The sequence below is a fragment of the Streptomyces sp. JL2001 genome (assembly GCF_050917515.1).
Classification (GTDB): Bacteria; Actinomycetota; Actinomycetes; order Streptomycetales; family Streptomycetaceae; genus Streptomyces.
Genome location: NZ_CP169421.1, coordinates 4,464,499 through 4,491,354 on the forward strand (window position 1 = coordinate 4,464,499; position 26,856 = coordinate 4,491,354).

At 73.0% G+C, this 26,856-nt stretch carries 21 protein-coding genes and 1 pseudogene; 10 read left to right on the forward strand and 12 right to left on the reverse strand.

Features of this window, described 5'->3' with window-relative positions:
- Window positions 1–44: 44 nt before the first annotated feature.
- From ACE1OA_RS19970 to ACE1OA_RS19980, 3 genes are all read right to left on the reverse strand, one after another.
- Window positions 45–251, reverse strand: a complete 207-nt coding sequence (locus ACE1OA_RS19970; RefSeq protein WP_356602810.1) for a hypothetical protein — start codon at window positions 249–251, stop codon at window positions 45–47.
- Between the two features lie 166 nt (window positions 252–417).
- The gene (locus ACE1OA_RS19975) at window positions 418–885 is read right to left on the reverse strand and encodes a carboxymuconolactone decarboxylase family protein (protein ID WP_356602812.1); all 468 of its coding nucleotides are present in this window, start codon (window positions 883–885) and stop codon (window positions 418–420) included.
- A gap of 146 nt (window positions 886–1,031) precedes the next feature.
- Window positions 1,032–1,802, reverse strand: coding sequence for a GNAT family N-acetyltransferase (locus ACE1OA_RS19980; RefSeq protein ID WP_356774840.1), 771 nt, complete (start codon window positions 1,800–1,802; stop codon window positions 1,032–1,034).
- Window positions 1,803–2,017: 215 nt separating this feature from the next.
- Between ACE1OA_RS19980 and ACE1OA_RS19985 the strand changes: the two genes are divergently transcribed.
- The 3 genes from ACE1OA_RS19985 (at window position 2,018) to ACE1OA_RS19995 (ending at window position 4,429) form a co-directional block, all read left to right on the forward strand.
- On the forward strand, window positions 2,018–2,698 hold the full coding sequence (locus tag ACE1OA_RS19985) for a hypothetical protein (protein WP_361309732.1): 681 nt from the start codon (window positions 2,018–2,020) through the stop codon (window positions 2,696–2,698).
- A 14-nt stretch (window positions 2,699–2,712) separates the two neighbouring features.
- A complete protein-coding gene (locus tag ACE1OA_RS19990; protein ID WP_356602818.1) occupies window positions 2,713–3,246 on the forward strand; it encodes a GNAT family N-acetyltransferase in 534 nt (177 codons plus the stop codon).
- A gap of 352 nt (window positions 3,247–3,598) precedes the next feature.
- Window positions 3,599–4,429: an LLM class F420-dependent oxidoreductase gene (locus ACE1OA_RS19995; protein WP_432753152.1), complete on the forward strand. Its 831-nt coding sequence runs from the start codon at window positions 3,599–3,601 to the stop codon at window positions 4,427–4,429.
- A 9-nt stretch (window positions 4,430–4,438) separates the two neighbouring features.
- Here ACE1OA_RS19995 and ACE1OA_RS20000 read toward each other — a convergent pair whose 3' ends face one another.
- Window positions 4,439–5,116: a hypothetical protein gene (locus ACE1OA_RS20000; RefSeq protein WP_432753153.1), complete on the reverse strand. Its 678-nt coding sequence runs from the start codon at window positions 5,114–5,116 to the stop codon at window positions 4,439–4,441.
- An 80-nt stretch (window positions 5,117–5,196) separates the two neighbouring features.
- A complete protein-coding gene (locus tag ACE1OA_RS20005; RefSeq protein WP_432753154.1) occupies window positions 5,197–5,664 on the reverse strand; it encodes a hypothetical protein in 468 nt (155 codons plus the stop codon).
- A 90-nt stretch (window positions 5,665–5,754) separates the two neighbouring features.
- Here ACE1OA_RS20005 and ACE1OA_RS20010 point away from each other — a divergent pair, with 90 nt between their 5' ends.
- The 3 genes from ACE1OA_RS20010 to ACE1OA_RS20020 all read left to right on the forward strand — a co-directional run bounded on the left by ACE1OA_RS20010 (window position 5,755) and on the right by ACE1OA_RS20020 (window position 13,297).
- On the forward strand, window positions 5,755–8,346 hold the full coding sequence (locus tag ACE1OA_RS20010) for a bifunctional FO biosynthesis protein CofGH (RefSeq protein ID WP_384872193.1): 2,592 nt from the start codon (window positions 5,755–5,757) through the stop codon (window positions 8,344–8,346).
- Window positions 8,347–8,351: 5 nt separating this feature from the next.
- Window positions 8,352–11,954, forward strand: coding sequence for a tetratricopeptide repeat protein (locus ACE1OA_RS20015; protein ID WP_432753155.1), 3,603 nt, complete (start codon window positions 8,352–8,354; stop codon window positions 11,952–11,954).
- Window positions 11,955–12,178: 224 nt separating this feature from the next.
- Complete coding sequence (locus tag ACE1OA_RS20020) at window positions 12,179–13,297, forward strand: ADP-ribosylglycohydrolase family protein (RefSeq protein WP_356602834.1); 1,119 nt, start codon at window positions 12,179–12,181, stop codon at window positions 13,295–13,297.
- Here ACE1OA_RS20020 and ACE1OA_RS20025 read toward each other — a convergent pair.
- Both ACE1OA_RS20025 and ACE1OA_RS20030 read right to left on the reverse strand, forming a co-directional pair.
- A pseudogene (locus tag ACE1OA_RS20025) lies at window positions 13,282–14,810 on the reverse strand (sodium:solute symporter family protein). The gene ACE1OA_RS20020 and the pseudogene ACE1OA_RS20025 overlap by 16 nt on opposite strands.
- A gap of 210 nt (window positions 14,811–15,020) precedes the next feature.
- Entirely contained in the window at window positions 15,021–15,803 is a 783-nt protein-coding gene (locus ACE1OA_RS20030; RefSeq protein ID WP_356602838.1) for an SDR family oxidoreductase, read from the reverse strand.
- Window positions 15,804–15,884: 81 nt separating this feature from the next.
- On the opposite strand from ACE1OA_RS20030, the gene ACE1OA_RS20035 reads away from it, so the two are divergent.
- Window positions 15,885–16,742 carry a hypothetical protein gene (locus ACE1OA_RS20035; protein ID WP_432753156.1) on the forward strand — a complete coding sequence of 286 codons (858 nt, stop codon included), beginning with the start codon at window positions 15,885–15,887 and terminating at the stop codon, window positions 16,740–16,742.
- Window positions 16,743–16,841: 99 nt separating this feature from the next.
- Here the strand turns inward: ACE1OA_RS20035 and ACE1OA_RS20040 are convergent, their stop codons facing one another.
- The 3 genes from ACE1OA_RS20040 to ACE1OA_RS20050 all read right to left on the reverse strand — a co-directional run bounded on the left by ACE1OA_RS20040 (window position 16,842) and on the right by ACE1OA_RS20050 (window position 19,043).
- Entirely contained in the window at window positions 16,842–17,042 is a 201-nt protein-coding gene (locus tag ACE1OA_RS20040; RefSeq protein WP_147978409.1) for a DUF397 domain-containing protein, read from the reverse strand.
- A gap of 202 nt (window positions 17,043–17,244) precedes the next feature.
- Window positions 17,245–18,108 carry a helix-turn-helix domain-containing protein gene (locus ACE1OA_RS20045; protein ID WP_356602842.1) on the reverse strand — a complete coding sequence of 288 codons (864 nt, stop codon included), beginning with the start codon at window positions 18,106–18,108 and terminating at the stop codon, window positions 17,245–17,247.
- Between the two features lie 212 nt (window positions 18,109–18,320).
- Complete coding sequence (locus tag ACE1OA_RS20050) at window positions 18,321–19,043, reverse strand: GOLPH3/VPS74 family protein (protein ID WP_356602844.1); 723 nt, start codon at window positions 19,041–19,043, stop codon at window positions 18,321–18,323.
- A gap of 162 nt (window positions 19,044–19,205) precedes the next feature.
- On the opposite strand from ACE1OA_RS20050, the gene ACE1OA_RS20055 reads away from it, so the two are divergent.
- The 3 genes from ACE1OA_RS20055 (at window position 19,206) to ACE1OA_RS20065 (ending at window position 24,646) form a co-directional block, all read left to right on the forward strand.
- Window positions 19,206–21,791 carry a D-alanyl-D-alanine carboxypeptidase family protein gene (locus ACE1OA_RS20055; protein ID WP_432753157.1) on the forward strand — a complete coding sequence of 862 codons (2,586 nt, stop codon included), beginning with the start codon at window positions 19,206–19,208 and terminating at the stop codon, window positions 21,789–21,791.
- Between the two features lie 97 nt (window positions 21,792–21,888).
- Window positions 21,889–23,736 carry an MFS transporter gene (locus ACE1OA_RS20060; protein ID WP_384872210.1) on the forward strand — a complete coding sequence of 616 codons (1,848 nt, stop codon included), beginning with the start codon at window positions 21,889–21,891 and terminating at the stop codon, window positions 23,734–23,736.
- Window positions 23,737–23,893: 157 nt separating this feature from the next.
- Window positions 23,894–24,646, forward strand: coding sequence for an adhesin (locus ACE1OA_RS20065; protein ID WP_432753158.1), 753 nt, complete (start codon window positions 23,894–23,896; stop codon window positions 24,644–24,646).
- Between the two features lie 64 nt (window positions 24,647–24,710).
- On the opposite strand, the gene ACE1OA_RS20070 is transcribed toward ACE1OA_RS20065, so the two are convergent.
- On the reverse strand, window positions 24,711–25,118 hold the full coding sequence (locus ACE1OA_RS20070) for a hypothetical protein (protein WP_432753159.1): 408 nt from the start codon (window positions 25,116–25,118) through the stop codon (window positions 24,711–24,713).
- Window positions 25,115–26,821 (reverse strand): right-handed parallel beta-helix repeat-containing protein, encoded by a 1,707-nt coding sequence (locus ACE1OA_RS20075; protein ID WP_432753160.1) that lies wholly within the window; start codon window positions 26,819–26,821, stop codon window positions 25,115–25,117. The genes ACE1OA_RS20070 and ACE1OA_RS20075 overlap by 4 nt, the downstream gene beginning before the upstream one ends.
- Window positions 26,822–26,856: the final 35 nt, after the last annotated feature.

Sequence of the window (26,856 nt, forward strand, 5' to 3'; positions counted from 1 at the left end):
CGGAGGTGGCGGGCCCGCAGGGGGCCCGTCACCTCCGTCCCGCGTCAGTGCCCCGGCAGGAGCCGCTGGACGGCCGCGTTGGCGGGCGGCAGGTCGGCGGGCGCCGGCTGCTTCTCGTCGGGGTTCAGGACGCCGCTGAGCGGGACGACCGTGGACAGGCCGACGTCGCTCTCGGCGACGGCGGTACCGGCGGAGCCGAGCGAGCCGGCCACGGCGAGACCGGCCAGGGCGGCGGTGAGGATCTTCTTCATGCCCCGCCCAACGCGGCCGGACGCCGACCGGTTACGGATGCCCGGAGTCCCGCCCTCCGCCCCCCGGGTCAGGGACCGGGCCGTCACCGCGGGCGGGGCGGGTGGCGGTTCGGCCCCGCGGGGGGCCGCGAGCCCGCCGCGGGGCCGATGGTGCGCGATGCGCCCGTCACAGCCCCACGCCGGCCGGCTGTCGGACGGTGACGTTGAGCCGGTTGAACAGGTTGGTGAGGCCCACCATCAGCACGATCGAGGCGAGCTGCTTCTCGTCGAAGTGATCGGCCGCCGCGTCCCACACCGCGTCCGGCACGGCGTCCGAGGCGTCGGCGAGCCGGGTCGCCGCCTCGGCGAGCGCCAGCGCGGCGCGCTCCTCGTCGGAGAAGTACGGGGCCTCGCGCCAGGCGGCGACGGCGAACAGCTTCTCGTCGCTCACCCCCGACTTCCTGGCGCTCTTCGCGCCGTAGTCCACGCAGAAGCCGCAGTTGTTGATCTGGCTTGCCCGCAGGTGCACCAGCTCCAGGACGGACTCCGGGACGCCGCCCTGCCGCGTGGCCTTCACCAGGTCCTGGATGGCCGCGCCGGCCTCGGGCAGGACGTAGGCGGGGTTGGTCATCCGGGCCTTGGTCTCGTGCTGCATGGCGATCGCTCCTCCGTGGTCGGTGCGGGCCGATCCCGTGCCGGCCTCACAGCTATGACGGAGCGCGCGACGCGGATGTGACACGACCGCGGAACTTTCTTCCCCGGCCGGTTCCCCGGCCCCTCCGGCCGTTCTCCGGCCGGGGGTCAGGCGGCCGGTTCGGCGGGCTCCGCGATGAGGGCGGTGGCGACCGTGCGGAAGCCCAGCCGGCCGTAGAGCCGGGCCACGTCCGCGTCGGAGGCCGTGAGGAAGACCGTCTCCACCCCGTGGGCCCGGGCATCGGCCACCAGGGCGGCGGTGACCGCGAGCCCGAGACCCCGGCGGCGGGCGGACGGCAGGGTGCCGACCCCGACGACTTCGGAGACGGCCCCCACGGGCTGGTGCTGACCGGCCGAGAGCGCGTGGCCCTCCGGGTCGAGCGCCGCGGCCAGCCGCGTCGCCCCCTCGGCGATCCGCACCGCGACCTGGGCGACGGCCGACGGCGTGGCCTCGGCGCCGAAGGCCGCGTAGGGGGCGGCGACCGCGCTCGGCAGGACCGGATCGCCGGCGCCCACCATGCGCACGGTGACGTCCTCGGGGAGCGGGAGGGGCGCGATCCCGTCCTCGTCGGTCAGGACCATCAGCGGATGCTCGTGGACCACGAGCCCGCTCTTCTCGACCGCCGCCCGCAGTCCCGGCGTCGTCTCCGCGACCCACTCGAACGCCTCGGGCGCCCCCAGCTCCCGCTGCCGTGCCCGGACCCGGTCCACCTCGGCCACCGTCACCTCACCGGAGTGCCCCAGGGCGGGCCGGGCGTAGAAGGGCCAGCCCTCGCCCTCCCGGACGAAGAGGGTGAGCGGCCCGAAGTCCTCGGCACGGGCGGCGGATCGGGGGGCGGTGTCGTAGTACGTCTCGAGTCGGTTCAGCATGAGGGTCATCCAAGCAGCCGAACGGCCTTGCCCACGGGTGGTTTTCGGCGTCTTCCGATGACGCGGCGCCGCCGGAAGCGGGTGCCCCCTTCCTCGCGCCGGGTGCCGAGCGGGCTGCCGCGCAGGGCGGATACGAAGTCGTGACACGCGCCGGACGCGGTTGTGGCATGTCCCCGACGACACTGTGCCGACGACACGCGCCCGCCGTGTCCGAGGGGGGAATCATGACCAGGACACCGCAGTGCCCGGGGTGCGGCCGGGAGGACCGGCTGCAGGCCGTACCGGCCGTGTACCTCGGGGGACGGGACACGGTCAGGGTGCGTGTGCGCAACGCCGACGACCACCATGACCGCACCGTCGACCGCCCTGTGACGACCGCCCTCTCGGAGGCACTGGCACCCGTGCCGGAACCCCCGTCCCGGGCGGTCGGGTGCCTCGGCGTGCTGGCCCTCCTGGTGGCGATCGGGACCTTCGTGGCCGGAGCCGGCGCGGGCCACTGGCTCGACGACGTCCCGGTGGTCGAGGGCGGCGGGTTCTTCGACGAGAACGGGATCTTCCACGCGCCGGGGCAGAAGCTGCCCACCGCCGGTCCGGCGTGGCCGGACTTCGCCTGGCTCGCGGTGATCTCGGCGCTCGCCCTGACGGCGGCCGTGCTGGTCCTCGTCCTGCGGATCCGCAGCCACCGCGCCTTCACCCGGCTGACGAGCGGCCGGCCGCAGGCCGAACGCCTCTGGTCACGAGCCTGGTACTGCCACCGCTGCGGCGCCGTCCACTTCCGTGATGTGCCCGGCGAGGACACCCGGCCGCTCACCTTCCAGGAGTTCCGCGAGCGCGTCTGGCAGGAAGGGGGATACGGCGACCTCGCCGCGACGCAGCGGGCGCTCGGACCGACCCGCTCCGCATGACGGAAGATGGAGTCATGACCGAGATCCGCACCCCCCGCCTCATCCTCCGACGCTGGACCGACGACGACCTCGTCCCCATGGCCGAGATCAACGCCGACCCGGAGGTCATGCGCTGGATCGGCGACGGGTCGGTCCGCGACCTGGAGGAGACCGCCGAGGACATCGAGCGCTGGGAGGAGGAGTGGGACGAGGAGGGCTTCGGGCTCTTCGCCGTCGAACTCATCGCCTCCGGTGAACTCATCGGCTTCGCCGGTCTGTCCGTGCCGGAATTCCTGCCCGAGGTGCTGCCCGCCGTGGAGATCGGCTGGCGGCTCGGCCGCCCGTTCTGGGGGCAGGGCTACGCCTCCGAGGCCGCCCACGCGGCCCTGGAGTTCGCCCTGCAGGACCGCGGCCTGGACCGGGTGGTCAGCATCGCGCACATCAGCAACACGGACTCCGAGAACGTGATGCGCAAGCTCGGCATGACCCCCGAGCGCGAGACCGAGCACCCGGTCTTCGGCGTCCCGCTGCGGGTGCACGCCATCGACCTCACGGAGTACGAGGGCTGACCTCCAGGAACACCGGGTTGGTGAAGGCCGCGAGCGCGCCCGGCGGCGGGGCCGCCACCGCCGGGGTCGACCCGGAGGCACACGTAGGCGGGGGAGCCGGGCGGCAGCGGGCCGCCGACCGTCTCCGCACGGTCGCCGCCGTCCTGCTCCCGGGCGTCCTGCTCCCGGGCGGGCGCGAAGCCCACCCCACCCACGGTGAGGGCGGCCGTGGCGCCCGTCGTGAGAAGCGTCCGTCTGCCTCGGTCCGCTCGCGCCCGGCACCTTGGCCGAAGCCGGTGAACTCCCGGCCCACGCAGGCTTCCCCCACGTCGTGACTCTCGGAAATCCCGGCCCCACCCCCTACCGTGCCCGTATGCGGATCTCGACCACGATCTTCCTGACCGACGAGACCATCACGCCCGTGCGGATCGCGCGCGAACTGGAACGGCGCGGCTTCGCCGGGCTCTACCTCCCCGAGCACACCCACATCCCCGTCGAGCGGGCCACCCCGTACCCGGCGGGCGGCGACCTGCCCCCGGAGTACGCCCGCACCCTCGACCCCTTCGTCGCCCTCGGCCAGGCCGCGGCCGTCACCGAACGGCTCGCGCTCGGCACCGGCGTCACGCTGATCGCGCAGCACGACCCCATCGGGCTGGCCAAGCAGATCGCCACGCTCGACCACCTCTCCGGCGGCCGGTTCACGCTGGGCGTCGGCTTCGGCTGGAACAAGGAGGAGGCCGCGGACCACGGCGTGCGATGGGCGACCCGGCGCGAACTGGGCCGGGAGCGGATGGGGCTGATGAAGGCGCTCTGGGCCGAGGAACCGAGCGCGTACGAAGGCGAGTTCGGGGTCTCGGTGCGTGCCTCGGAGGTCCACCCCAAGCCGGCCGGGGGCGCGCCCCGCATCCTGCTGGGCGGCGCGGCCGGCCCCAAGCTCTTCGCGCACATCGCCGCCTACGCGGACGGCTGGATGCCGATCGGCGGCCGGGGCCTGACCGAGTCCGTGCCCGTCCTGCGCGAGGCGTTCGAGAAGGCGGGCCGGGACCCGGCCACCCTCCAGGTGGTGCCGTACGCCGTCCTCCCCAGCCCCGGCAAGCTCGCCCACTACGCCGAGCTGGGCTGCGAGGAGGTCGTGCTCCAACTGCCGCCGGGCGACGAGGCGGAGGTGCTGGGGGTGCTGGACGCGTACGCGCGGTTCCTCTGACCGCCCGCGTCACCGGAGAGTCGGGGGCTCCAGGGAGACCGCGGCGTCCTCGCCGCCGACCCCGGAGGGGTCGTAGGCGCAGGGCATCGCGGTGAACCCGTGGAGGGTCCGCCAGTACGACCACCAGGTGACGACGACGCGCTCGCGGCCGCCGTCCGACCCGTCGCGGCGCTCGGCCCGCAGCTCCCGGTCGGTACCGCTCTCGCGGAAGGCGGTCACCTCCCAGCCGGTCTTCTCCAGGTGGTCGCGGAGCCGGCCCAGCGCGGCCGCGCCCTCCGCCTCGGAGACGTCGGCGATCCGCCAGTCGTGCCCGAGCCGGTAGGAGCCCTTCTCGGGCTCGTCGGCCATGCTCTCCAGGCCGTCCGGGTAGCAGACCTCGGCGGAGAGGGCGTTCTCGGCCGCGTGGTTGTCCCCGCCGGACCGCCCGGCGGGCAGCTCGCCCCCGAGCCCCGCGACGTCGTACAGCTCCTGCGTGCGCGAGGTGACCCGCTCGGCCATCACGGCCGGCGCCACCTCGGGAAACCCCTCGCCGGTGCCCCGCTCGACGGCGTACACGACGACGAGCCCGACCACGAGCAGCACGGGGACGCCGACCGCCGCGAGGAGGAGGCAGAAGGTGCCGCGCAGGGCGCTGCGCAGCAGCGGCGCCCGCGGCGCCGCCACGTCGTCCATGAGCTCGTTCGTCATGACCAGGACGCTACGTCCGGCCGGGTACCGCCCGGATGGGGGCGGCACCCCAGAAGGACCGTGCGCGGGTACTCAGATGTTCAGGGCGCGGGGGAGGCGCCGGGGGTTTCCTGGAAGCAGCGGGAGACGACGGTGACGGCCAGTACCGAGGTCGGGTCCTCGTCCTTGCGGTTGTCCATCAGCCGGATCTCGGCCGAGTGGTCGCCGCCGGGCGCGTCGGCGACCATGGTGGGCGTCTTCGCCTTGCTGGTGTCCGGACCGTCCGAGACGATCCTCCAGCCGTCCTCGGTGAGGGCGGTGCGCAGGTGGGCGTACCCCTTCTCCAGTTCCTCGAAGGGGAGGTCGTAGACGCTCCAGTTGTGCCGCATCTGGACGACCCGGCCCTCGGGCTCGTAGTCGTCGCAGTGGAGCCGCAGCGGCCCCGGCTTGGTGACGGTGCCCTTCAGCCCGGTCATGTCGAGGATCCGGCTGGAGGTCTGCTGGGCTGCGCCCAGGACGGGAGGATGGCAGAGGTGCGTGATACCGCGCAGATCCGGAAGGCCACGCAACCGAAATATGGAAGATCATCGTACGAATCCGCAGGTGGGCGGGACTGAGTACGCGTACTCAATCCCGCGGCCCGCTCGTATGCTCGGTGCATGACGGATCAGCAGCCCGTACGCGCCGAACGCCCCACCGAGAACGCCATGCGCCGCGCCCTCAGGCGCGCCCGGGACGGGGTGGCGCTCGATGTCGCCGAGGCCGCCGTGCTGCTGCAGGCGCGGGGGGCGGACCTCGACGACCTCGTGGCGTCCGCCGGCCGGGTGCGGGACGCCGGGCTGGAGGCCGCCGGGCGGCCCGGGGTCATCACGTACTCGAAGAGCGTCTTCATCCCGCTCACCCGGCTGTGCCGGGACAAGTGCCACTACTGCACCTTCGTGACCGTGCCGGGCAAGCTGCGCCGGGCCGGGCACGGGATGTTCATGTCGCCCGACGAGGTCCTGGACATCGCCCGCCGCGGCGCCGAACTGGGCTGCAAGGAAGCGCTCATCACGCTCGGGGACAAGCCGGAGGACCGCTGGCCCGAGGCGCGCGAGTGGCTGGACGCGCACGGCTACGACGACACGATCGCGTACGTCCGGGCCATGGCCATCCGCATCCTGGAGGAGACGGGCCTGCTGCCCCACCTCAACCCGGGCGTGCTGTCCTGGACGGACTTCCAGCGGCTCAAGCCGGTCGCCCCGTCCATGGGCATGATGCTGGAGACGACCGCGACCCGGCTGTGGTCCGAGCCCGGCGGCCCGCACCACGGCTCCCCGGACAAGGAACCGGCGGTACGGCTGCGGGTGCTGGAGGACGCCGGCCGCTCCTCCGTCCCCTTCACCAGCGGGCTGCTCATCGGCATCGGCGAGACGTACGAGGAGCGCGCCGACTCGCTGTTCGCGCTGCGCCGGATCTCCCGCGCCTACCACTCCATCCAGGAACTGATCATCCAGAACTTCCGCGCCAAGCCGGACACGGCCATGCGCGGCATGCCCGACGCCGAACTCGACGACCTCGTCGCGACGATCGCCGTCGCCCGGCACATCATGGGCCCCTCCGCCTGCCTCCAGGCCCCGCCGAACCTCGTCGACGAGGAGTACGGGCGGCTCATCGGCGCCGGCATCGACGACTGGGGCGGCGTCTCCCCGCTCACCATCGACCACGTGAACCCCGAGCGGCCCTGGCCGCAGATCGACACCCTCGCCGGGAAGTCCCGCACGGCCGGCTTCGAGCTGCGCGAGCGCCTCTGCGTCTACCCGGAGTTCGTCGGCCGGGGCGAGCCCTGGCTCGACCCGCGGCTGCTGCCGCACGTGCGCGCCCTGGCCGATCCGGAGACCGGGCTCGCCGACCCGGACGCGGTCGTGCGCGGACTGCCGTGGCAGGAGCCGGACGAGGCGTTCACCGCCACCGGCCGCACCGACCTCCACCACACCATCGACACCACCGGCCGCACCCATGACCGCCGGGACGACTTCGACGAGGTCTACGGGGACTGGGAGTCACTGCGCGAGGCCGCCGCGCCCGGCATGATCCCGCAGCGGATCGACACCGACGTCCGCGCCGCGCTCGCGACCGCCGCCGACGACCCGACGCGGCTCACCGACGACGAGGCACTCGCCCTCCTGCACGCCGACGGACCCGCGCTCGACGCCCTCACCCGGATCGCCGACGACGTCCGCCGGGCGGCCGTCGGCGACGACGTCACGTACGTCGTCACACGGAACATCAACTTCACCAACGTCTGCTACACCGGCTGCCGTTTCTGCGCTTTCGCCCAGCGCCGGACCGACGCCGACGCCTACACCCTCTCCCTCGACCAGGTCGCCGACCGGGCCCAGCAGGCGTGGGAGGTCGGCGCGGTCGAGGTCTGCATGCAGGGCGGCATCCACCCCGACCTGCCGGGCACCGCGTACTTCGACATCGCCCGCGCGGTCAAGGAGCGCGTCCCGGGCATGCACGTGCACGCCTTCTCCCCGATGGAGGTCGTCAACGGCGCGACCCGCACCGGGCTGTCCATACGGGAGTGGCTGACGGCGGCGAAGGAGGCCGGCCTCGACTCGATCCCCGGCACGGCGGCCGAGATCCTCGACGACGAGGTCCGCTGGGTCCTCACCAAGGGCAAGCTGCCCACCGCCACCTGGATCGAGGTCATCACCACCGCCCACGAGCTGGGCATCCGCTCCTCCTCCACGATGATGTACGGCCACGTGGACCAGCCCCGGCACTGGCTCGGCCACTTCCGCACGCTCGCCCGCATCCAGCAGGAGACCGGCGGCTTCACCGAGTTCGTGACGCTCCCCTTCATCCACACCAACGCGCCGGTCTACCTCGCGGGCATCGCCCGTCCCGGCCCGACGGTCCGCGACAACCGCGCGGTCACCGCGATGGCGCGGCTCCTGCTCCACCCGCACATCCCGAACATCCAGACCAGCTGGGTGAAGCTGGGCGCGGACGGCGCCGCGGAGATGCTGCGCTCGGGCGCGAACGACCTGGGCGGCACGCTGATGGAGGAGACCATCTCCCGGATGGCCGGCTCCGGTTACGGGTCGTACCGCTCCGTCAAGGACCTCGTCGCCATCGCCGAGGCCGCCGGCCGGCCCGCCCGGCCCCGTACGACGCTCTACGGCGAGGTGCCGCAGGAGCGAGTTCGGGCCGCCGAGGCGTCCGACGGACACCTCCCGGAGCTGCTGCCGGTGCTGCCAGACTGAGGCGCATGGCCGCCACCGCCCGACCGTCGATGCAGGCCCTGATGGAAGGGCGCAAGCGCGCCCGGTTCGTCGGCCGCCAGGAGGAGATCACCGCCTTCCGGGCGAACTTCGACCTTCCCGTGGAGGACGACCGGCACCGGTTCCTCTTCCACGTCCGCGGCAACGCGGGCGTCGGCAAGACCACCCTCCTGCGCGAACTCCGGGACGTCGCCGCCGGGCACGGCGCCGTGACGGCGTACGCCGACGAGGAGCCGAGCAGCGTCCCCGAGGTGCTGGCCGTGATCAGCGCCTGCTTCGCCCGGCAGGGACACCCGCTCAAGGCCCTCGACAGACAGCTCGCCACCTACGAGCAGCGACGCCACGAGGCCGAGGCCGCGTCGGCGTCCGCGCCGGCCGAGGCCGGACCCGGGACGGGACCGGACGGCCCGCCCAGCGCGGGCAGCATGGCGCTGGCCCAGGCCGGACTGGTCGGGGCGGGCCTGATCCCGGTCGTGGGCGCCCTGACCGGCGCCGTCGACCCGGGCTCGCTCGCCCACGGCGCCGACCGGCTGCGCGGCATCCTCAGCGCCCGCTTCCGCAACCAGGAGGACGTGCGGCTCGTCCTCGACCCGGTCCGCAGCCTCACCCCCGTCCTCGTCGCCGAACTGGACCGGGTCGCCGCCGAAGCCCCCTGGCTGACCCTCTTCTTCGACACGTACGAACGCACCGCGCCCTACCTCGACACCTGGCTGCGCGACCTCGTCACCACCGAGCGGTACGGCGCCCTGCCCGCCACCACCGTCTTCGTGATCGCGGGCCGCGACCGCCTCGACCCGGCCTCCTGGCCGGACAGCGCCTTCTACGCGCGGGAACTGGCGCTGCGGCCCTTCACCGAGGCCGAGTCGCGCCGGCTCCTCACCGGGCGGGGCGTGGTGGACGAGCACGTCGTCCAGGACGTCCTACGGCTGTCGGGCGGCCTTCCGGTCCTGGTGTCCACCCTGGCCGAGAACCCGGGCGACGCCGCCGTCCCCAGCGCCACCGCCGTGGACCGCTTCCTGCGCGGCGAGCCGGACCCCGACCGGCACGCGGCCGCCCTGGCCTGCGCCCTGCCCCGCCGGCTGGACGAGGACGTCTTCCTCGCCGCCGTCGGCGCGGACGCGGACCCCGGACTCCTCGACTGGCTGCGGACCCTGCCCTTCGTCTCCGTCCACGAGGGACGCCTCCAGTACCACGACGTCGTCCGCGGTCCCATGCTCTACCTCCAGCGCACCCGCTCGCCGCGGAAGTGGACCGAGGACCACGAACGCCTCGCGGACGCGTTCGCCGGGCGGGCCGGGTCGGCGGCGGAGGGCGTCCGGGACGACGAGCGGTGGGAACGCGAGGAGTGGCGGGCGGCGCGCCTGGAGGAGACGTACCACCGGCTCTGCGCCCGGCCCGAGGCCGCGCTGGCGGAGGCGCTCCGGGACGGCGTCGACGCCTGCGACGACGGTCCCGCCACGGCCCGCCGCTGGGTCTGGACGCTCGCCGACGCGGGCGAGGCGGCGGACGCCCGGGTCCTGCGGGAATGGGCCGGCGCCGCCACGAACGCCCTGGAGACCGGGCCGGAGCCCGTCGTGGCCCTGCTCGACCTGCTGCTGTCCCGGGCGGCGTTCGGCGCGGCCGGGCAGGTGGCGGCGCTCGTGGCACGCGGCAAGCGCCGGCGCCTCGCCGAGGAGTACGACGCCGCGACGGCCGACCACGAGCGTGCCCTCGCCCTGGACCCGGCGTGCGCCCGCGCGCACTACGAGCTCGGGATGGTGGGCCAGCGGCGCGGCGACCTGGCCGCGGGGCTGGAGCACTTCGACCGCGCGGACGGACTCGCCCCGGACACCCCGTGGATCCTCGCGGAGCGCGGCGAACTGCACCGCAGGGCGGGCCGGTACGCGCAGGCGGTCGCCGACTGCGACCGGGCACTGGAGTCGGGGCCGGAGGAGGCCGTCGTCCTGGCGACGCGGGGCCACGCGAGGTTCCAGCTCGGCGACCTCCGGGGCGCGCTGGCCGACCTCGACCGCGCCGTCGAGAAGGACGCGGACTACTGGTGGGCGCTGCTGCGCCGGGCCGACGTGCGCTTCGCGCTCGGCGACGAGGCGGGGGCCATGGCCGACCTCGACCGCGCCGAGGAGAGGCGGCCGGACCTGGCCTGGCTGCCCGCCAACCGCGGCTATCTGCACTGGCGTTCCGGCCACCACGAGCAGGCGTTGTCCGACCTCGACCGCGCCCTGCGGCTCGAGCCCGACTACGCCTGGGCCCTGGGCAGCAAGGCCCTCGTCCTCGCCGACCTGGGGCGCCTGGAAGAGGCGCTGTCCGTCCTGGAGGCGGCCGTCGCGGCCCGACCGGACTACGGCTGGGCCCTGTCGCAACTGGCGGAGCTCCAACGCCGGCTCGGGAACCCCGACGCCGAGTCCGCCGTGCTGGACCGGGCGGTCGCGAGCGGCGACGACGTGGCGACGGCGCTCGTCGACCGCGCCCAGGCGCACCAGCGGGCGGGCCGGCTCGAGGAGGCGCTGGCGGACCTGGACCGGGCGATCGCGCTGAAGCCGGACCGCGTCGGGGCGCTCGGCGTCCGCTGCCATGTCCGTCGGGTCCAGGGGTGGCCCGAGGGGGCGCTGGACGATCTGGAGCGGCTGTGGGCACTGGCGCCCGACGGCGTCGGATGGGCACTGGCGGCCCTCCTGCTCCGGGAGGTCCGGGCCACTCCGGAGGGGCGGGCCCGCTGCGACGCGCTGGCCGAGGCGAGCCCGGAGTCCGTCGTGGACCGGCTGGCGCGCGCGGCCGCGCGGACGGCCGCGGGCCGTCTCGCCGAGGCCCTGACCGACTACGACCGGGCCCTGGAGCTCTCCCCGGACCACCGCGGGGCGCGGGAGCGGCGGGCACGTGTCCGGTGCCTGCTCGGCGACGTGCCCGGCGGCCTGGCGGACATGGACCGGCTGGTCGAGCTGAAGGGCACGGCCGCGCTCGCGGAGCGGGCCTGGCTCTCCCAGGCGGTCGGCCGTTCGCGGCAGGCGCTCGCCGATCTGGAGCGCTGCCCGGACCGCGATTCCGCCTGGATCACGGGCCGTCGCGCCATGGCCCTCTTCCACCTCGGGCGGTTCCGGGAGGCGCTCCAGCTGCTCGACGCGCTGCCACCGGGCGACCGCGGCGACCGGTGGGAGCTCATCTCCTGGACGCTGCTGAGGCTGGGACGGCCGGGTGAGGCCCGGGAGGCCGCGGTGCGGCTGCGCGAGACGAAGCCGTCGGAGGGACTGTTCCTGCTGGCGCGGGTGGAGAGCCGTCTCTCCGGGATCGAGGCCGCCGCGGGACTGTGGCGGGAGTACGAGGAACAGCACGCCTTCGTGGTCGCGGACGAGCCCACCGTCGACGAACTCGGCGCCCTGGCCGTGACCCGGGCGGCCCTGGGCCGGTGGAACGGGGCCGGGGAGTCGCTGGAGCGGATGCTCCGGCTCCCCCACCTGTGGGCGGGCGTCGTCGACGTGCGCGACGCCCTCGACGACCTCGCCGCGTCCCGGGGCGCCGACACCGGCCGGTTCGCCGGGCTGTCGCGCCCCCTGGCCTCGCGGCTGGCCGAGCTGACGGCGGCGGCGGAGGACTGACCGCCCCGTGCCGGCCGCGGACTCCCGGCGCCGCTCCGGTGCCGGTCCCCGGGCTCCTGGCGCCGCGAGGGGACCTCGGGTGAACACGCGACGGCGCCTCGGGTGAACTTCGGTCAAATCCGGCCTGAAGGGCGTCGGATCACATAACGTTCCGCACCGCGAACGTGCGTACCCGGTCGATTACAGTGCTGCGGCAGACCTGCTTCACCGGGGGAGGGCACGTTGTGACCACGACCGCCGCGGCCGTGTGGGGCCGTGCCGAACAGCAGGACTTCCGGGCCCGGGTACGGGGCTGCCTGCTGGGCGGGGCCATCGGCGACGCCTTCGGGGCGGGGATCGCGGCGCACTCCCTGGAGGAGATCCGGGCGGCACACGGGGACGAGGGCCTGACCGAACCCGTGCCCGCCTACGGGCGGCGCGGCGCCGTCACCGCCGCCACGCAGATGACCCTCTTCACCGTCGACGGGCTCGTCCGGGCCCAGGTCCGCCGTGACACCGGTGCCTGGCACCCGCCCACCGACGTGCACCGGGCCCATCTGCGCTGGGCCGCGACCCAGCGCGACTGGGGTCCCGACGAACGGCGCAAGGACAACGGCTGGCTGGCGTGCGAGGAGTGGCTCTACACCCGCCGCGACCCGGCCCGCGCCTGCCTGACCGGCTTCGGCGACGAGGTCCTCGGCACGCTCGACCGGCCAAAGAACCCGGACGCGACCGACTCCGGCGCGCTGGTCCGCTCCGCGCCCTTCGGCCTGCTCGTCGGCTGGGAGCCGCAGCTGGTGTGCCAACTGGCCGTGGAGTGCGCGGCCCAGAGCCACGGGGACCCGTCCGCCTACCTCTCGGCCGGCGCCCTCGCCGTCGTCGTGCACGGCCTCGCCCGCGGCGAGAGCGTGGACGGCTCGGTCCAGCGGGCCCTCGGCCAGCTCTCCTCGCGCCCGGGCCACGAGCCGGTCACCGCCGCGCTCCAGCAGGCCCTGGGAGCCGTACGCCAGGGGATGCCGAACGCGGCCCGGGTCATCGCGCTCGGGGCCGACGTGGACCGGGCGGAGAACCAGCTCGCCGTGGCCGTCTACTGCGCCCTGGTGGGCGAGGACATCCGGCACGGTCTGCGGCTGGCGGTCAACCACGGCGGCCCCTCGGCGGCCACCGGGGCCCTCACCGGTTCACTGCTCGGTGCCCTGCACGGCGAGACGGCCCTCCCGCCGGCCTGGCTGGCCGAACTGGAGGGCCGTTCCACGGTCCTGGAGATCTCGGACGACTTCGCGATGGAGATGACGCAGGGCGCCGCCCTGCACAGCCCCTCGGAGTCGTCCCCGGGCTGGCTGGCCCGTTACCCGAGGGGCTGACCGGACCGGTCGCCGCCGGTCTGCGCCGGGACGGCGGCGGCCCCGCCGTCGGAGTGGATCGTGTCGAGCACCGCGTCCCGCTCCGGAGTGTCCTCCGGCTTGACGAAGCCGATCAGGACGTACAGGACGAGGGAGGTCGCCAGCGGCGAGACGATCTGGATCTGCAGCTCGACGCCGTCCAGCCCGTAGTTGGTCAGCCAGAAGGCGAACAGGCCCGCGGCCCAGGAGACGAGCGCCGCCGTCGGACCGGACTTCCGGAACGTCCGCAGCAGGCCGAGCATGAACGGGATCGCGATCGGCCCCATCAGACCGGCCACCCACTTGATGACGACGGTGATGATGTCCTTGAAGGTGGGGGAGTTGACCTGGGTGGCGATCGCCATCGACAGCGCCAGGAACGCGATCGTCGACCAGCGCGCCGCGATGAGCCCGGCCCGGTGCGTCCAGCCGCGCGCCGCCTTGCTCAGGGCCGGGGCGATGTCACGGGTGAAGACGGCGGCGATGGCGTTGGCGTCGGAGGAGCACATGGCCATGGTGTGCGAGAAGAAGCCGACGATGACCAGGCCCAGGAGTCCGTGCGGCAGCAGCTGTTCGGTCATCAGCGCGTACGAGTCGGAGGCGTCGGGCTTCTTGGGGTCGACCAGCAGCGGCGCGACCCACATGGGGAAGAACAGCACCAGCGGCCAGACGAACCACAGCACGGCCGAGAGCGGGTGGCCTCGCGGGCGTTCGGCGTCGCCATGTAGCGCTGTGCCTGGTTCCACATGCCGCCGTTGTACTCGAAGGTCTTGATGAAGAGGAACGCCAGCAGGAAGGTCAGGGTGTACGGGCCGGCGGTCGGCTCGGTGTGTCCCTGGAGCTCGGGCCGGTCCCAGACCGTCCACAGCGCGCTCACGCCGCCCAGCTTCGCCAGGACCGCGACCAGCATCGCGATGCCGGCGAAGAACTGGATGACGAACTGGCCCAGTTCGGTCAGCGCGTCGGCCCACAACCCGCCCACCGTGCAGTAGATGCCGGTGATCACGCCGGTGATCAGGATGCCCTGGTTGAGGGAGATCCCGGTGAAGACCGAGAGCAGGGTGGCGATCGCGGCCCACTTGGCGCCCACGTCGACGATCTTCAGCAGGACGCCGGACCAGGCGAGGGCCTGCTGGGTGGGCAGGTTGTAGCGGTTCTTCAGGTACTCCAGCGGCGACGCCACGTGGAGCCGGGAGCGGAGCCGGTTGAGCCGGGGCGCGAAGAGGTGGGCGCCGATGGCGATGCCGACCGCGATGGGGAAGGACCAGGTCACGTAGGAGGTGACGCCGTAGGTGAAGGCGATACCGGCGTATCCGGTGAACATCACCGCGCTGTAGCCCGACATGTGGTGCGAGATGCCGGAGAGCCACCAAGGCATCTTGCCGCCCGCCGTGAAGAAGTCGGAGACGTTGTCCACGCGCTTGTGGGACCAGACGCCGATCGCGACCATCACGCCGAAATAGCCGATGAGCACGGCCCAGTCGAGACTGTTCATTGAGCCCCCTCCAGGGGTTCCGGTCCGCCTTGTGAACGCCGTTCATGGTGTGGGGAATCGCGCGCTCACGACAACGGACCGGAGGGTCAAGAGCAGGTAAAATCGTTCGGGTCATTGACCTGTGTTCATGATTGTGAACAACTCAGGGCACGAGAGAGCCGCACGGCATCCCGCGCCGTGCGGCTCCTGGGTGGGCGGTCCCGCGAGGTGCTACCGCATCAGCTCACCGGCGTTGACCAGCAGGGACTGTCCGGTGATGGCCCGTGCGCGGTCCGAGGCGAGGAAGGTCGCGGCCTGGGCGACGTCCGCGTCGGTCGCCAGCTCGGGCAGCGCCATCCGTTCCGTGAGCCGGGACAGCACCTCGCTCTCCGGCACCCCCTCCGTGTGCGCCGTGAACCGGACGTACGCCTGCACCGGCGGACCCCACATCCAGCCCGGCAGGACGGTGTTGACCCGGATCCGGTGCGGGCCGAGCTCCCGGGCCATCGAGTACATCGCCGACGTCAGCGCCCCCTTCGAGGCCGCGTACGCCGCCTGCCGGACCTGTGAGGGCGCCGCCACGGCCGACTGCGTACCGATCAGGACGACCGCCCCGCCCCGCTCCTTGAGCGCCGGCAGGCAGGCCCGGGTCATCCGCAGCGTGCCCAGCAGGTTCACGTCCAGGACGCCCTGCCAGGTGGCGAAGTCGGCGTCCTCCAGCCCGCCGAAGTAGCTGTCCCAGGCGGCCACGTGGACCACGCCGTCGATCCCGCCGAAGCGCTCGACCGCGAGAGCCGCGAGGGCCTCGCACTGCGCCTCGTCGGTGATGTCGGTGGGCAGGTGGGCCGTGCGGTGCCCGGCCGGGTCGATCTCGGCCGCCGACTTGGCGAGGTTGGCCTCGGTGCGCGCGCCGAGGACGGCGTTGCCCCCGTCCGCGACGACCGCGGCGGCGATCTGATGACCGAGTCCGGCGCCGACGCCCGACACGACCACGGTCTTTCCCTGGAGCAGCATCCGGGCGCCTCCCGAGTCTGGCCAATTATCTGACGGCCCGTCAGAGTAGGTGGCTCCACCGGACTTGGGAAGGGGTCGGGAATGGGCGAGGACACGCACGCGGAGGACCACGGGGAGACCCGGAGCGAGACGTACGCGGAACTGGCGGCCGTGGGCCCCTACGGGGTCCGCCCGGGGCACGCCCTGATCACCATGGTCGAGCCGCACCCGGGCCACGAGTTCGCGTACAACCGCTGGTACGAGGACGACCACTACTACGCGGGCGCGATGGCGATGCCCTGGATGTACGCGGGCCGCCGCTGGGTCGCCACCCGGGAGCTGCAGGAGCTGCGCCGTCCGGAGAAGTCGGCGATCGCCCAGCCGGTCACCGCCGGCTGCTACCTCTCCACGTACTGGATCACCGACGGCCGCTACGACGAGCACATGAAGTGGACCGTCGGCATCAACAAGCGCCTCAACCGCGACGGCCGGGTCTACCACGACCGCACCCACGTCTTCACGGCCTTCCAGGACCACGTGGCCACCGTCTACCGTGACGGCGCCGCCGGCCCCCGCGACTTCCACGCCCTCGACCACCCCTACGCGGGCCTGGTGCTCCAGGTCGTCGACGCGGAAGGGCCCGCGGAGCGGGCGGAACTCCTGGAGCGGCTGCGCTCACGGGAACTCCCGAAGCGGCTCGCCGGCTCACCGGCGGCGATGGTCACGGTCTTCCGGCCGACGCCCCTGCCCGGGGACCGGATGACGTACGTGAAGCAGGTCGAGGGCGTCGACACCCGGCTGACTCTGCTCTGGTTCCTGGAACGCGATCCCCGCGACTGCTGGCAGGAGCACTTCGCCGGCCTGGAGTCCCTGGCGGGGGAGGCGGGACGGGTCGAGCTGCTGGCACCGTTCGTCCCGACGGTGCCGGGGACGGACCGCTACGTCGACGAACTCAGGTGAGGGGCGTGCACGAACGAAGCCGAGCCCCCTCGGCCAGGACGGCGGACCGGTCGAGAGGGCTCTTTCCTTAACACCGTGCGATCCCGTGCGCGCACGCGCTCAGAGGGTTCCGGTGCTCACCTCGCCGACGAAGAGGTTCCAGGAATCGGGGCCGAAGGCGAGGGAAGGGCCCTCGGGTGCCTTGGAGTCCCGCACCGCGATCGCGGCCACGACGGGGGACTTGACTTCGACACAGGCCCCGTTCCCGCCGGAATAGGAGGACTTGGTCCAGGTGTCCGTAGCGCCCTGAGTAATCGCCATGTTCTTGACTCCGGTTCTGCCAGTAGGTGTCGCGCCAACGTTCTTGCTGGCGTGATCGACGCTACTCGTCGGCCCCGCCATATGGGGCGGGCGTTCACTCGACCGGATGGCATATTCCAAGCGGGCTTCCGCTGGGGCCCGGGCGGGGTGTACCGTGCGGGCCTCTTCCGCGGGGGTGGCTCCCTCTGGCGGCGTTTCCTCCCTAATTTCCCGCCGCGTACTCCTTGGCGATGTCCGAAATGAACTCCCGGGTCTGCTCGACATTCAGCGCCTGTGCCCGCAAGTGCTCGTACATCACGCTGAACTTCGCGACATCCTGCGCCTTCTCCAGATACAGGTCGCTGGTCACGCCCTCGATGTAGACGACGCTGGAGTCCGACGTGTCCGGGAATTCGAGAATCGCGTAGTGGCCGCTGATGCCGGGATGCGCGCCCATGTCGAAGGGCAGCACCTGGACGGTGACGTGCGGCAGGTGCGACTGCTCGACGAGATGTTCCAGCTGCTCGATCATCAGCTGCTTGTTGCCGACGATCCGGCGCAGCGCCCCCTCGTCGATGACCGCCCACAGCCGGAGGCGACGCTCGACGTCCCTGATGCGCTCCTGGCGGCGGGTCCGGACGGTGACGCGCTTGTCGATGTCGGCCGCGGCGGACTCGGGCAGAGCGCCGGTGATCACGGCCTCCGCGTAGGAGTGCGTCTGCAGCAGGCCGGGGATGACCTGCGGCTCGTACACCCGCAGGCTCTCCGCATCGGTCTCCAGGCCGATGTAGACGCTGTACGGGATGTCGCCGAAGGCGTGCCACCACCCCTGCTGGCGCGAGTCCTTGGCCATCTGCATGAGGGACTCGACGACCCGCTCGTCCTCGACCTCGTAGACCCCGCAGAGGTCGCGGACGTCGCGCTGGCTGATCGAACGGCGGCCGTTCTCCAGGCGGCTGATCTTGGACTGGGAGACCAGCAGCCGCTCGGCGACCTGTTCGGCCGTCATGTTCTTCTGCTCCCGGAGCCGGCGCAGCTCCTGACCCAGACGGCGTCGCCTTACGGTGGGATTGACACTGGACGCCACGGAAACTGCACCTCCGACAATCGGCCTGCGTAGCTGTGAGTATCTACTGCTTGGCAGACTGCCACCAAAGGTGCGGTGTGCGCTGGGAAATGACGACAACGCAGCCGTCACGCAGGCGCGATGCCCGAGGCGAGGGCCGTGGCGCGCGTGTGCGGGGCGGTCGTGTGACCACCCCGCACACGGCTGCGGCTCCCGGATCGGTTCTGTGGTGCTCAGTGCACGGCGGCGCGGGCCATGCTGCCGCGGTGGGGCTGCTCCGGAACGCCCGAGGGACGTCCGCCACCCGCCGCGGAGTTGCGGCGCGGCTGGGCGGCCACGCCGTTCTGGACGTCCATCACGGCATGCGCCACGAGGCCGCCCATGGGGTCGTGCCGGATCAGGTCGCGCAGCCGGGACCGCGACGACCGTCCTTCGTTCCCCGGGTACAAGTGCTTGCCGAGACCGACCGCGTGGGCCAGCGCGGCGAGCGCCGCGGTCCGCGGGTCCGGCGGTACGCCGGTGCGGATCGCACTGTCCAGCCGGGTCCTGATGTCCCGGCTGATCGCCGTGTCCGTCGCCTGGTAGCGAGTCGTCGGCAGCACCCCGCACATCTGGCCCTCGACGGCATGCACCATGCCGCACCGCTCCAGATGAGCGAGGTAAATCTGGCGCAGCCCCAGTCGGGGCCCGCCAATCCAGTGGACGGCCCGAACCGGGCTGCCGCGCCTGCGCAGCAGTTCCAGCGCGGAGTCCAGAGTCGGATCTCCGGTCGGCCGTGGCATCACCACGGCGATACGATCCCCGTCAGGGGCTATCCGTCCTGCCAGAGCCAGCTCCACTAGCTGTGCTCCGGCGAGGCCGAGGTCGAGCGACTGCGGCTGCGCTGTGGTACCCGTGGCCGGGTCCAGAGCGAGCAGCAGAAGCTCCTCCGGAATTGTTCTGCGGCTCCTGCCCATCCATGCCTCCCCGCGTGGATGAGTCACAGGGTGACCCCTCTCACATTCATCTGTCGAGAGTGCCTGGGTGGTTCGTACGGGAACCAGTAGGTATGTCGTTCTCGTCTAGCACGGGAGCCAAGGGGTTCACACAGGACACTGGTACATGGTTCGGACGTACGCATGACGCATGGAGGAGGCACGGTGGCGGGCGAGTCCCCCGACAAGGCGGAGCAGAAGGAGTCCTCGCAGGGGGCGGCTCCGGGCGGCGGTGCCCGGGATCCGAGGCTTTCCGTCCTCCGTGAGGCCGAGGGCTCGTCCACGACGGCGGAGGCCCCGGGCGCGGTCCGGGTGGACCAGCCGACCGCCGTCTTCCGGTCGCCGGCTCCGCGGATGCCCGAGGACGACGCCCCGGCGGCGGAGAAGGACGCCGCGGCTGCGTCCGAGGCCGCGGAAGCGGGCACTGCCGTCCCCGAGACGGAGACCGGGCCGGAGGCCGAGGCGGGCACGCCCACGGCCGAGACCGACTCCGAGACCGACTCCGAGGCCGCCGCGTCCACCGAGGACGCGGCGGAGGCCGGTGACGGGTCCGGGGGCGACGCCGCTCCCGAGGCGAACGGCGACCGTCTGCGGGCGGCGGTGGCGGCCTGGGTCGCCTCCGGCGACGACACGCAGACCGAGGAGCGCGCCGAGGACGCCGAGAGCGCGGCGGACGCCTCCGCCGAGGCCGAGACCGAAGCCCCCGCCGACGAGGCGGCCGCGCCCGAGCCCGCCGAGCCCGAGGCGGACGAGGAGCCCGCCCCGGCGGACCGGCCGGCCGCCGAGGCCGAGAGCGATGCGGGGGCCGTGGCCTCCGCCGAGGCCACCGACGAGCCCGAGTCCGAGAAGGCCGACACGGCCGACGCCGAGCCGGCCGCCGCCGACGAACCCGCTTCCGGCGCCGCCGACTCCACCGAGGACGAGCCCGCCGGTACCGACTTCGCCAAGCCCGCCGGCACCGACTCCGCCGAGCCCGCCTCCTCGCCGGAGTCCTGGTTCGCCTCCCGCAAGCCCGCCGCGGCGCCCGCCGAGGCCGCGGCCGAGGACGAGCCGTCGGCCGCCGCCGCGGAGTCCGACGAGTCCGGCACCGACACGGACGCCGAGCCCCCGCAGGCCCCCGCGCCCGCCAAGCCCGTCGACCAGCCCACGGCCGTCTTCAAGACCGTCCGCCCGGCCCCGGTGGACCAGCCGACGACCGCGCTGAAGCTCCCGCCGACCCCGGACGCCCCGAAGCCCGCCTCGAAGCCCGCCCCGGCCCCGGACGCCGCGAAGCCGGCCGCCGAGCGCCCCAGCACCTTCGTGCCGCTGCGCAAGGACCTCCCCGAGGCCCCGGCGGAGGACGCCGCCGCGCCCGCCGCCCCGCGCGTCCAGGTGCCGGCGCCCGCGCCCGTACCGCCGGCGTCCCTCGCCGAGGCCGAGCGGACCAGGCAGCAGCCCATGCCGCCGCTGCCGCCCCTCGACCTGCTCGCGGAGCTCACCAACACCCCGCCCCCGCCCCAGACCCCGCTCCGCACCACCGTGCGGCGCGTGCGGATCTGGACGCCGCTCGTCGTGCTGCTGCTGATCGTCTTTGCGATCGTGCAGTTCGTCCGGCCGCTGCCCCCTCCGGTGCTCGGCCTCACCGCCGAGCCCACCTTCACCTTCGAGGGCGGGGAGCTGCAGATGCCGTGGCCCACCGAGGGCCAGGGCGCCGCCGAGGTGGAGGGCGTCGGTTCGCTGGGCACGTACGGTGCGCAGAAGCCCGCACCGATCGCGAGCGTCGCCAAGACGATGACGGCGTACGTGATCCTCCGCGACCACCCGATCAAGGGGAGCCAGAACGGCCCCGAGATCCCGGTCGACAAGAAGGCCGGCGAGCAGGCCAAGGCCCCGAACGAGTCGACCGCGCCGATCAAGGAAGGCCAGGAGTACTCGGAGAAGGAGCTGCTCCAGCTCCTCATGATCCCCTCGGGCAACAACGTGGCCCGGCTCCTGGCCCGCTGGGACGCCGGCTCCGAGGCGGCCTTCGTCGAGAAGATGAACGCCGCGGCCAAGGACCTCGGCATGACCGACTCGGTCTACACCGACCCGTCCGGTCTGCAGGCGACCACCGTCTCCACCCCGCTCGACCAGCTGAAGCTGGCGAAGGCGGTCATGCAGAACGACGTGTTCCGCGAGATCGTGAACATGCCGAACCTGACCGTCGAAGGCATCCCCGGCCAGATCGAGAACAACAACAACATCCTGCTGAAGCCGGGTGTCGGCGGCATCAAGACCGGCTCCTCCACCCCCGCGGGCGGCAACCTGCTCTGGTCCGCGAACACCGTCGTCGACGGCAAGAACCGCCGCATCCTCGGTGTGGTGATGGGAGCCAAGGACGCCGACCAGCTCTACCAGAAGCTCCAGCTGGCCATCGACTACAGCCTCAAGATCATCCAGAAGGCGCAGGCGGACGTGACCTCCGCCGCCGTGGTCCGCAAGGGCCAGGTCGTCGGCCATGTCGACGACGGGCTCGGCGGGACGACCCCGGTGGTCGCGACCAAGGAACTGAAGGCGATCGGCTGGCCGGGCCTGAAGGTGCAGCTCCGGCTGACCGACGGCGGCAAGGCAGTGCCGCACGTCGCCAAGGCGGGCGACGTCGTCGGCGAGATCTCGATCGGCACCGGTGCCGGTGCGGTCAGCGCGCCCGTCGCGCTGCAGAAGGACCTCGTCGAGCCCGGCTTCGACAGGAAGCTGACCCGTCTGGGCTGACCTGCGGCCGATGTGTACGGCGCCCCGGTTTCCCGGGGCGCCGCGCGCCCGGCACCTGTTAGCGTTCCGGGGACGAGGAGCACGGGAGAGGGCCGCAGTGACCACCGCCGAGCCGACACGCGCCGACGAGGCCGCCGCGCATCCGCGTACCCGGGTACCGGCGCGAATAGATCTCCCGGCCCCTCGCCCCGCCGCGGCACATCCCCCGGCCGACCGTCCGGCGCGCCCCGCGCGGCGCCGGCGCCGCTACCCGGTGATGATCGCCACCGGGGTCGCCGCCCTCACCCACATCCTCTGGTTCTTCCTGTTCGCGAACAGTGGCGGCGACCTCGCCGCCCAGGACGCGTGGGCCGAGTTCGTCGGCCGCCATCCCGACTCCGCGTACAACCTCGCCTGGTACGGCGGGATGCACCCGGTCTCGTACAGCGTGGTCTCCCCGTACCTCATGTCCGTCCTCGGGGTGCGGACGACGATGATGATCGCCGGAACGGTCTCGGCCGGCCTGACGGCGCTGATCCTGGTCCGGGTCCGGGCCGTGCGCAATCCGCTGGCCTGCGCGCTCGCCGGCGTCTTCGCCTTCCTGTGCAACGCGTTGTCGGGGCGGGTGACCTTCGGGCTCGGCATGATGTTCGCGCTCGGCGCGGTCGCCGCCGTCTTCTGCTGGCCGCACCGCTGGCGCCACAAGCGCTGGGCCAAGGCCGCCGTCGCCGCGCCGCTCGCGGGCATCGCCACCGCCTGCAGCCCGGTCGCCGGACTCTTCCTCGGCGTCGCGGCGGCGGCGCTCTTCCTGAACCGGCGGCGCCCCGGTGCCTACGCCCTCGGCCTCGCCCCGGTGCTCGTCGTCGCCCTCTCCTCCTGGCTGTTCCCCTTCTCCGGTACGCAGCCGATGTCCTGGGCCTCGACCTCGCTGCCGTTCCTCTTCGGCGTCCTGGTCTTCCTGCTGGTCCCGCGCGACTGGCGGACCGTCCGCACCGGCGCCGCCGTCTACTCCGTGGGCACCCTGCTGACCTGGGCCGTCGACTCGCAGATCGGCTCCAACGTCTCGCGGCTCGTCATGCTCTTCGCCGGTGTGGTGCTGCTGGCCGCCCTTCCGTACACGGTGCCGCGCTCGCGCAAGTGGTACGCGGTCCTGCTCGCCTTCGCCGGCCTGAACGTCTGGATCGGCTTCAAGGGCGTCGACGACGTCATCCGCACCGCCCCCGACGCCTCCTGGGCCCGCGAGGTCGCACCGCTGATCAACCAGCTCCAGGTGCGCGGGGCCGAGAAGGCCCGCGTCGAGGTCGTCCCGGCCTCCAGTCACCGCGAGTCCTCCGCCCTCACCCCGTACATCAACCTCGCCCGCGGCTGGAACCGGCAGGCGGACATGGAGCGCAACCCGCTCTTCTACGACGACACCCTCAACGCCGCGAACTACCAGGACTGGCTCGACCGCTGGGCCGTGCACTACGTGGTGCTCCCGACCGGGGCGCCCGACTCGGGCGCCGAGCGCGAGGCCGAGCTCGTCGGGGACGGCCTGCCGTACCTGGAACAGGTCTGGTCCGACGCCAACTGGCGGCTCTACCGGGTCACCGACCCGACGCCGCTCGCCGCGCCGCCCGCCGAGGTCGAGCGGGCGGGCGCCGACCAGGTCGTCATCCGCGTCGACGCCCCGGGCAGGGTGCTGATCCGCGTCCCGTACTCGCCCTGGCTGGCGCTGCTCGACGCGGACGGCGGCAAGATCGAACCGCCGCAGGAGACGGAGGCGTCGAAGGCGGCCCGGGAGGCGTCGGCGACCGAACTGCCGAAGGTCTTCCGCAACGCGGAGGGCTGCCTGCTGAAGACGGAGGCCGACGTGGAGGGCGACGAGTGGACGGAGCTGGTGGCCCCGAAGGCGGGCGTCTACCGGCTCGCCGCCCCTTACAAGATCTTTCCGCGCGGTACGGCGTGCCCGGAGGAACTTCGCTGAGAGCCGGTCCCCTACGGCGGAAACGGCCGTAAGGTGTCCCGCTATGGCGTGCGAAGAATGCGTCGGCGGGCACCGGGGTCCGTTGCCGGGCATGGTCTGCCCCCGGTGTGGCGGCGTGGACCCCGAGCCCCCGTCCCGGGGAAGCCGTGCTTGGATCGTGCTCGCGGTGCTTGCCGTGGGCGCGGGCTGCCTGGTGGCCGTGGTGACCCTGAGCGGCGGTGAGGCGCCGCCCCCGGCGGCGGGTGAGCCGCCGGTACGGACGCTGCCGACCCGGATCGGCCCCACCGAGTTCCCCGGCGAGCCGTCCGGGACGCCCAGTTCCCCGGCGCCCGCCCGGACCTCGCCACCCGTGTCCGGCGCTCCGGCGCCCACCCATCCGTCGCGGGGCCCCGCGGACTCCTCCGGCCCGCCCTCCTACACCGTGTGGGCGGGACCGGGCTGCACGGGCGGTGACTACCACGAGACGGGCCGCTACGCCGACGGCTTCGAGGGCTGGTACACCGTCACCAGAGGCGGCTACCGGGGCGGGGGCTGCGACGGCCGCTTCTCGGCGATGCCGATGTCGGGCAGCCCGACGGAGGACCACGACAACTCCGCCACCTGGACCTGGCATGTCAGCCCGGGCTACACGAGCTGCGAACTCTCGGTCCACATCCCGTACCCGCCCCGCCCCGCGGACGCGGCCGGCGACCCCTCGGTCTACCAACTCCTGGACCACGGAACGCCGTACGCCGCCTTCACCCTCGACCAGACCGCGCACCACGGGGAGCTGCTCCGGGCCGGCAACTACACCCTGCGCACCACGGTCTTCACCGTCCGCCTCCTCGACCGCGGCCAGGACTGGGGCAACCCGTCGCTGGAGCACGCCCACCACGCGGCGGGCCAGATGCGCCTGACGTGCCGGCGGTAGGGGCGGGATCCCGGGCGCACCGTCCCCTGGAGGAGAACACCCGGCCGGTCGCGGCAGCCGCTGATCAGAGGACGCCGGTCAGACCCTCGATCGCCGTCCGTGCCCACTCCTGCGCCCCCACCGCCGTACCGGCCGCCACTCCGGTCGCGACCGGGGCCAGCGCTCCTCTCAGCATCGCGAGCGCGCGGCGCAGCCGGCCGCCCTCGGGGGCGTCCGGCCCGGAGATCGTCGCCAGCACTTCCCTGGCCGCGGACTCGGCATCCTCGCGGTCCGGATCGGCGAGGCCGGCTCGGGGCAGCTCCCGGAGCAGGGTGGTGACCAGCGTGGCGAGTGCCTCGAAGCCCGGGGCCACCGCGCCGTTGTTCTGCTGGTTCTGGGTGACGGTGTCGTTGTTCCAGGCGAACTGGGCTCCGGAGACCGCGGCGTTGAAGACCGGTCCGTGGTGGTTGTCGCCGTGCTGCGGATCGTTCATGTGTGGGAACCGTCCTCATTCGTCTGCTGCTGGATGGCGTTGGTGTTGTTCCACGCCAGCTGAGCGCCGTGGACCGGTGCGTTGAAGACCGGACCTTCGTAGTGGTTGACGATGGTCGGCGGACTCTCGGCGGACCGTGGGGTCTGCTCGACGACCGGCAGCGACGTGCGGAGCGCGACGAGGTCGACGCGGCCGTTGTTCTGCACGGCGACACCCTGTGGTCCGGTCACGGAACAGTCCACCATCCTGCCGCCGCACGTGTCGTCGAAATACGCACCCCCGGCGGCGCAGTCGACGAACTCGCCGTTCACGACGTCCAGGCGGGCGGACCCCGTCCCGTAGAGGCCGAACGCCTCCGAGCCGGTCACGGTGAGGTTCTTCGCGACGAGCCTCGCCTTGCCGAAGCCGACGACCCCGCCCGAGCTCACCGCTTCGACCTCGCAGTCGTACGCGAAGAGCTGAGCGTCCTCGCCCACGCCGAAGCCCAGCGGCCCGCGCTTCGCCACCACGCCCTTGAGCGTGACCCGGGACTGGCCGAGGGCCTCCACCGCGGACATGCCGAAGTCATGGAACACCGCGTCGGTGACATCGGCCGTGGTGCCTCCGTTGCCCCGGGTCTCCAGGCCCGACGGGCAGCGCTCCACCCGGACGTGTTCGAACACGGCCCGGGCCTCGTCCCAGACCCGCAGGGCGACGCTCGTCAGGTCACCGATCTCGACCCGGGTGAAGCGGCCTCTGGCGGCATCCGTGACGGCAATGCCGACGTTGCCTCCCGAGACGCGGCAGCCGTGGACCTCGGGAGCCCCGCCCTTGGTCGAGAAGACCCCGACGTTGCCCGCGGCGTGGACCTCGCAGTCCTCGAACCTGCCGCGCCCCGACGTCTGGACGTTGATGCCGGTGTCGCGGCACGCGGTGAACACGCAGTTCCGTACCACCGGGTCGGCACCACTCGCCACCGCGATCCCGTGCTGCGCATCGGTGACGCGCGTGCGGTCCACGGAGCCCCGGGACTGCTCGATGAACATGATCGCCTCTGTGTGCACGGCGTCGATCGCGCAGTCGGTGACGATGAGCTCCGCCTGCGCGTCGGCCATGACGGCCGCCTTTCCGGTGCCCGTCAGCTCGCACCCGGTGACCTGGGCCCGTGCACCGCTGACCCGCACGCCGTGGATCATGCTTCCGCCGATCCAGCTGTCCCGCACCGAGACGCGGGCGCCTTCGATCACGGCGATCGCGTTGTCGGTGGCGTCGGTGAACCGGCACCGTTCGACGAGTCCCTCGGACCCGCTGAAGAGGGCTCTGCCATGCAGGATCACGCTGTCCCTCAGCGTCACGGAGGTGTTCGGCCTCGCGTGCACGCTGACGCCGTTGTACGCCCGGATGTCCGAGTGTTCGAGCGTGAGCGTTCCCGCGTGGCAGCCGACGACGTCGGCGTCGCGGCCGATCAGCACGAGGCCGTGCACACGAACCGACCCGAGGGCGTCGAGGACGGCCCCGCGAGGCCGGCTCACCACCACGGAGCCCGGATCGCCGAGCGCGGCCAACTGGACGTCGCCCCGAACGGTGAGCGCCTCTTCGTAGCGACCGGGCGCGATCTCGACCAGCGCCGCCCGGCCCCGTCCGGCCGCAGCGGCCAGCGCGGACGTGATGTCAGGGTAGGCGCGACGACCGCCGTGCGGCGAGACGAAGTACCTCGCGACCATTTCCGCCCCCACGAACGGCCCACTGGAGCCACCGA

What these genes read in the sequence shown, in the direction of transcription:
- ACE1OA_RS19970 (WP_356602810.1), bottom strand. Translation starts at nt 251, where the DNA reads ATGAAGAAGATCCTCACCGCCGCCCTGGCCGGTCTCGCCGTGGCCGGC.
- ACE1OA_RS19975 (WP_356602812.1), bottom strand. Translation starts at nt 885, where the DNA reads ATGCAGCACGAGACCAAGGCCCGGATGACCAACCCCGCCTACGTCCTG.
- ACE1OA_RS19980 (WP_356774840.1), bottom strand. Translation starts at nt 1,802, where the DNA reads ATGACCCTCATGCTGAACCGACTCGAGACGTACTACGACACCGCCCCC.
- ACE1OA_RS19985 (WP_361309732.1), top strand. Translation starts at nt 2,018, where the DNA reads ATGACCAGGACACCGCAGTGCCCGGGGTGCGGCCGGGAGGACCGGCTG.
- ACE1OA_RS19990 (WP_356602818.1), top strand. Translation starts at nt 2,713, where the DNA reads ATGACCGAGATCCGCACCCCCCGCCTCATCCTCCGACGCTGGACCGAC.
- ACE1OA_RS19995 (WP_432753152.1), top strand. Translation starts at nt 3,599, where the DNA reads ATGCGGATCTCGACCACGATCTTCCTGACCGACGAGACCATCACGCCC.
- ACE1OA_RS20000 (WP_432753153.1), bottom strand. Translation starts at nt 5,116, where the DNA reads ATGACGAACGAGCTCATGGACGACGTGGCGGCGCCGCGGGCGCCGCTG.
- ACE1OA_RS20010 (WP_384872193.1), top strand. Translation starts at nt 5,755, where the DNA reads ATGACGGATCAGCAGCCCGTACGCGCCGAACGCCCCACCGAGAACGCC.
- ACE1OA_RS20015 (WP_432753155.1), top strand. Translation starts at nt 8,352, where the DNA reads ATGGCCGCCACCGCCCGACCGTCGATGCAGGCCCTGATGGAAGGGCGC.
- ACE1OA_RS20030 (WP_356602838.1), bottom strand. Translation starts at nt 15,803, where the DNA reads ATGCTGCTCCAGGGAAAGACCGTGGTCGTGTCGGGCGTCGGCGCCGGA.
- ACE1OA_RS20035 (WP_432753156.1), top strand. Translation starts at nt 15,885, where the DNA reads ATGGGCGAGGACACGCACGCGGAGGACCACGGGGAGACCCGGAGCGAG.
- ACE1OA_RS20040 (WP_147978409.1), bottom strand. Translation starts at nt 17,042, where the DNA reads ATGGCGATTACTCAGGGCGCTACGGACACCTGGACCAAGTCCTCCTAT.
- ACE1OA_RS20050 (WP_356602844.1), bottom strand. Translation starts at nt 19,043, where the DNA reads ATGGGCAGGAGCCGCAGAACAATTCCGGAGGAGCTTCTGCTGCTCGCT.
- ACE1OA_RS20055 (WP_432753157.1), top strand. Translation starts at nt 19,206, where the DNA reads ATGACGCATGGAGGAGGCACGGTGGCGGGCGAGTCCCCCGACAAGGCG.
- ACE1OA_RS20070 (WP_432753159.1), bottom strand. Translation starts at nt 25,118, where the DNA reads ATGAACGATCCGCAGCACGGCGACAACCACCACGGACCGGTCTTCAAC.
- ACE1OA_RS20075 (WP_432753160.1), bottom strand. Translation starts at nt 26,821, where the DNA reads ATGGTCGCGAGGTACTTCGTCTCGCCGCACGGCGGTCGTCGCGCCTAC.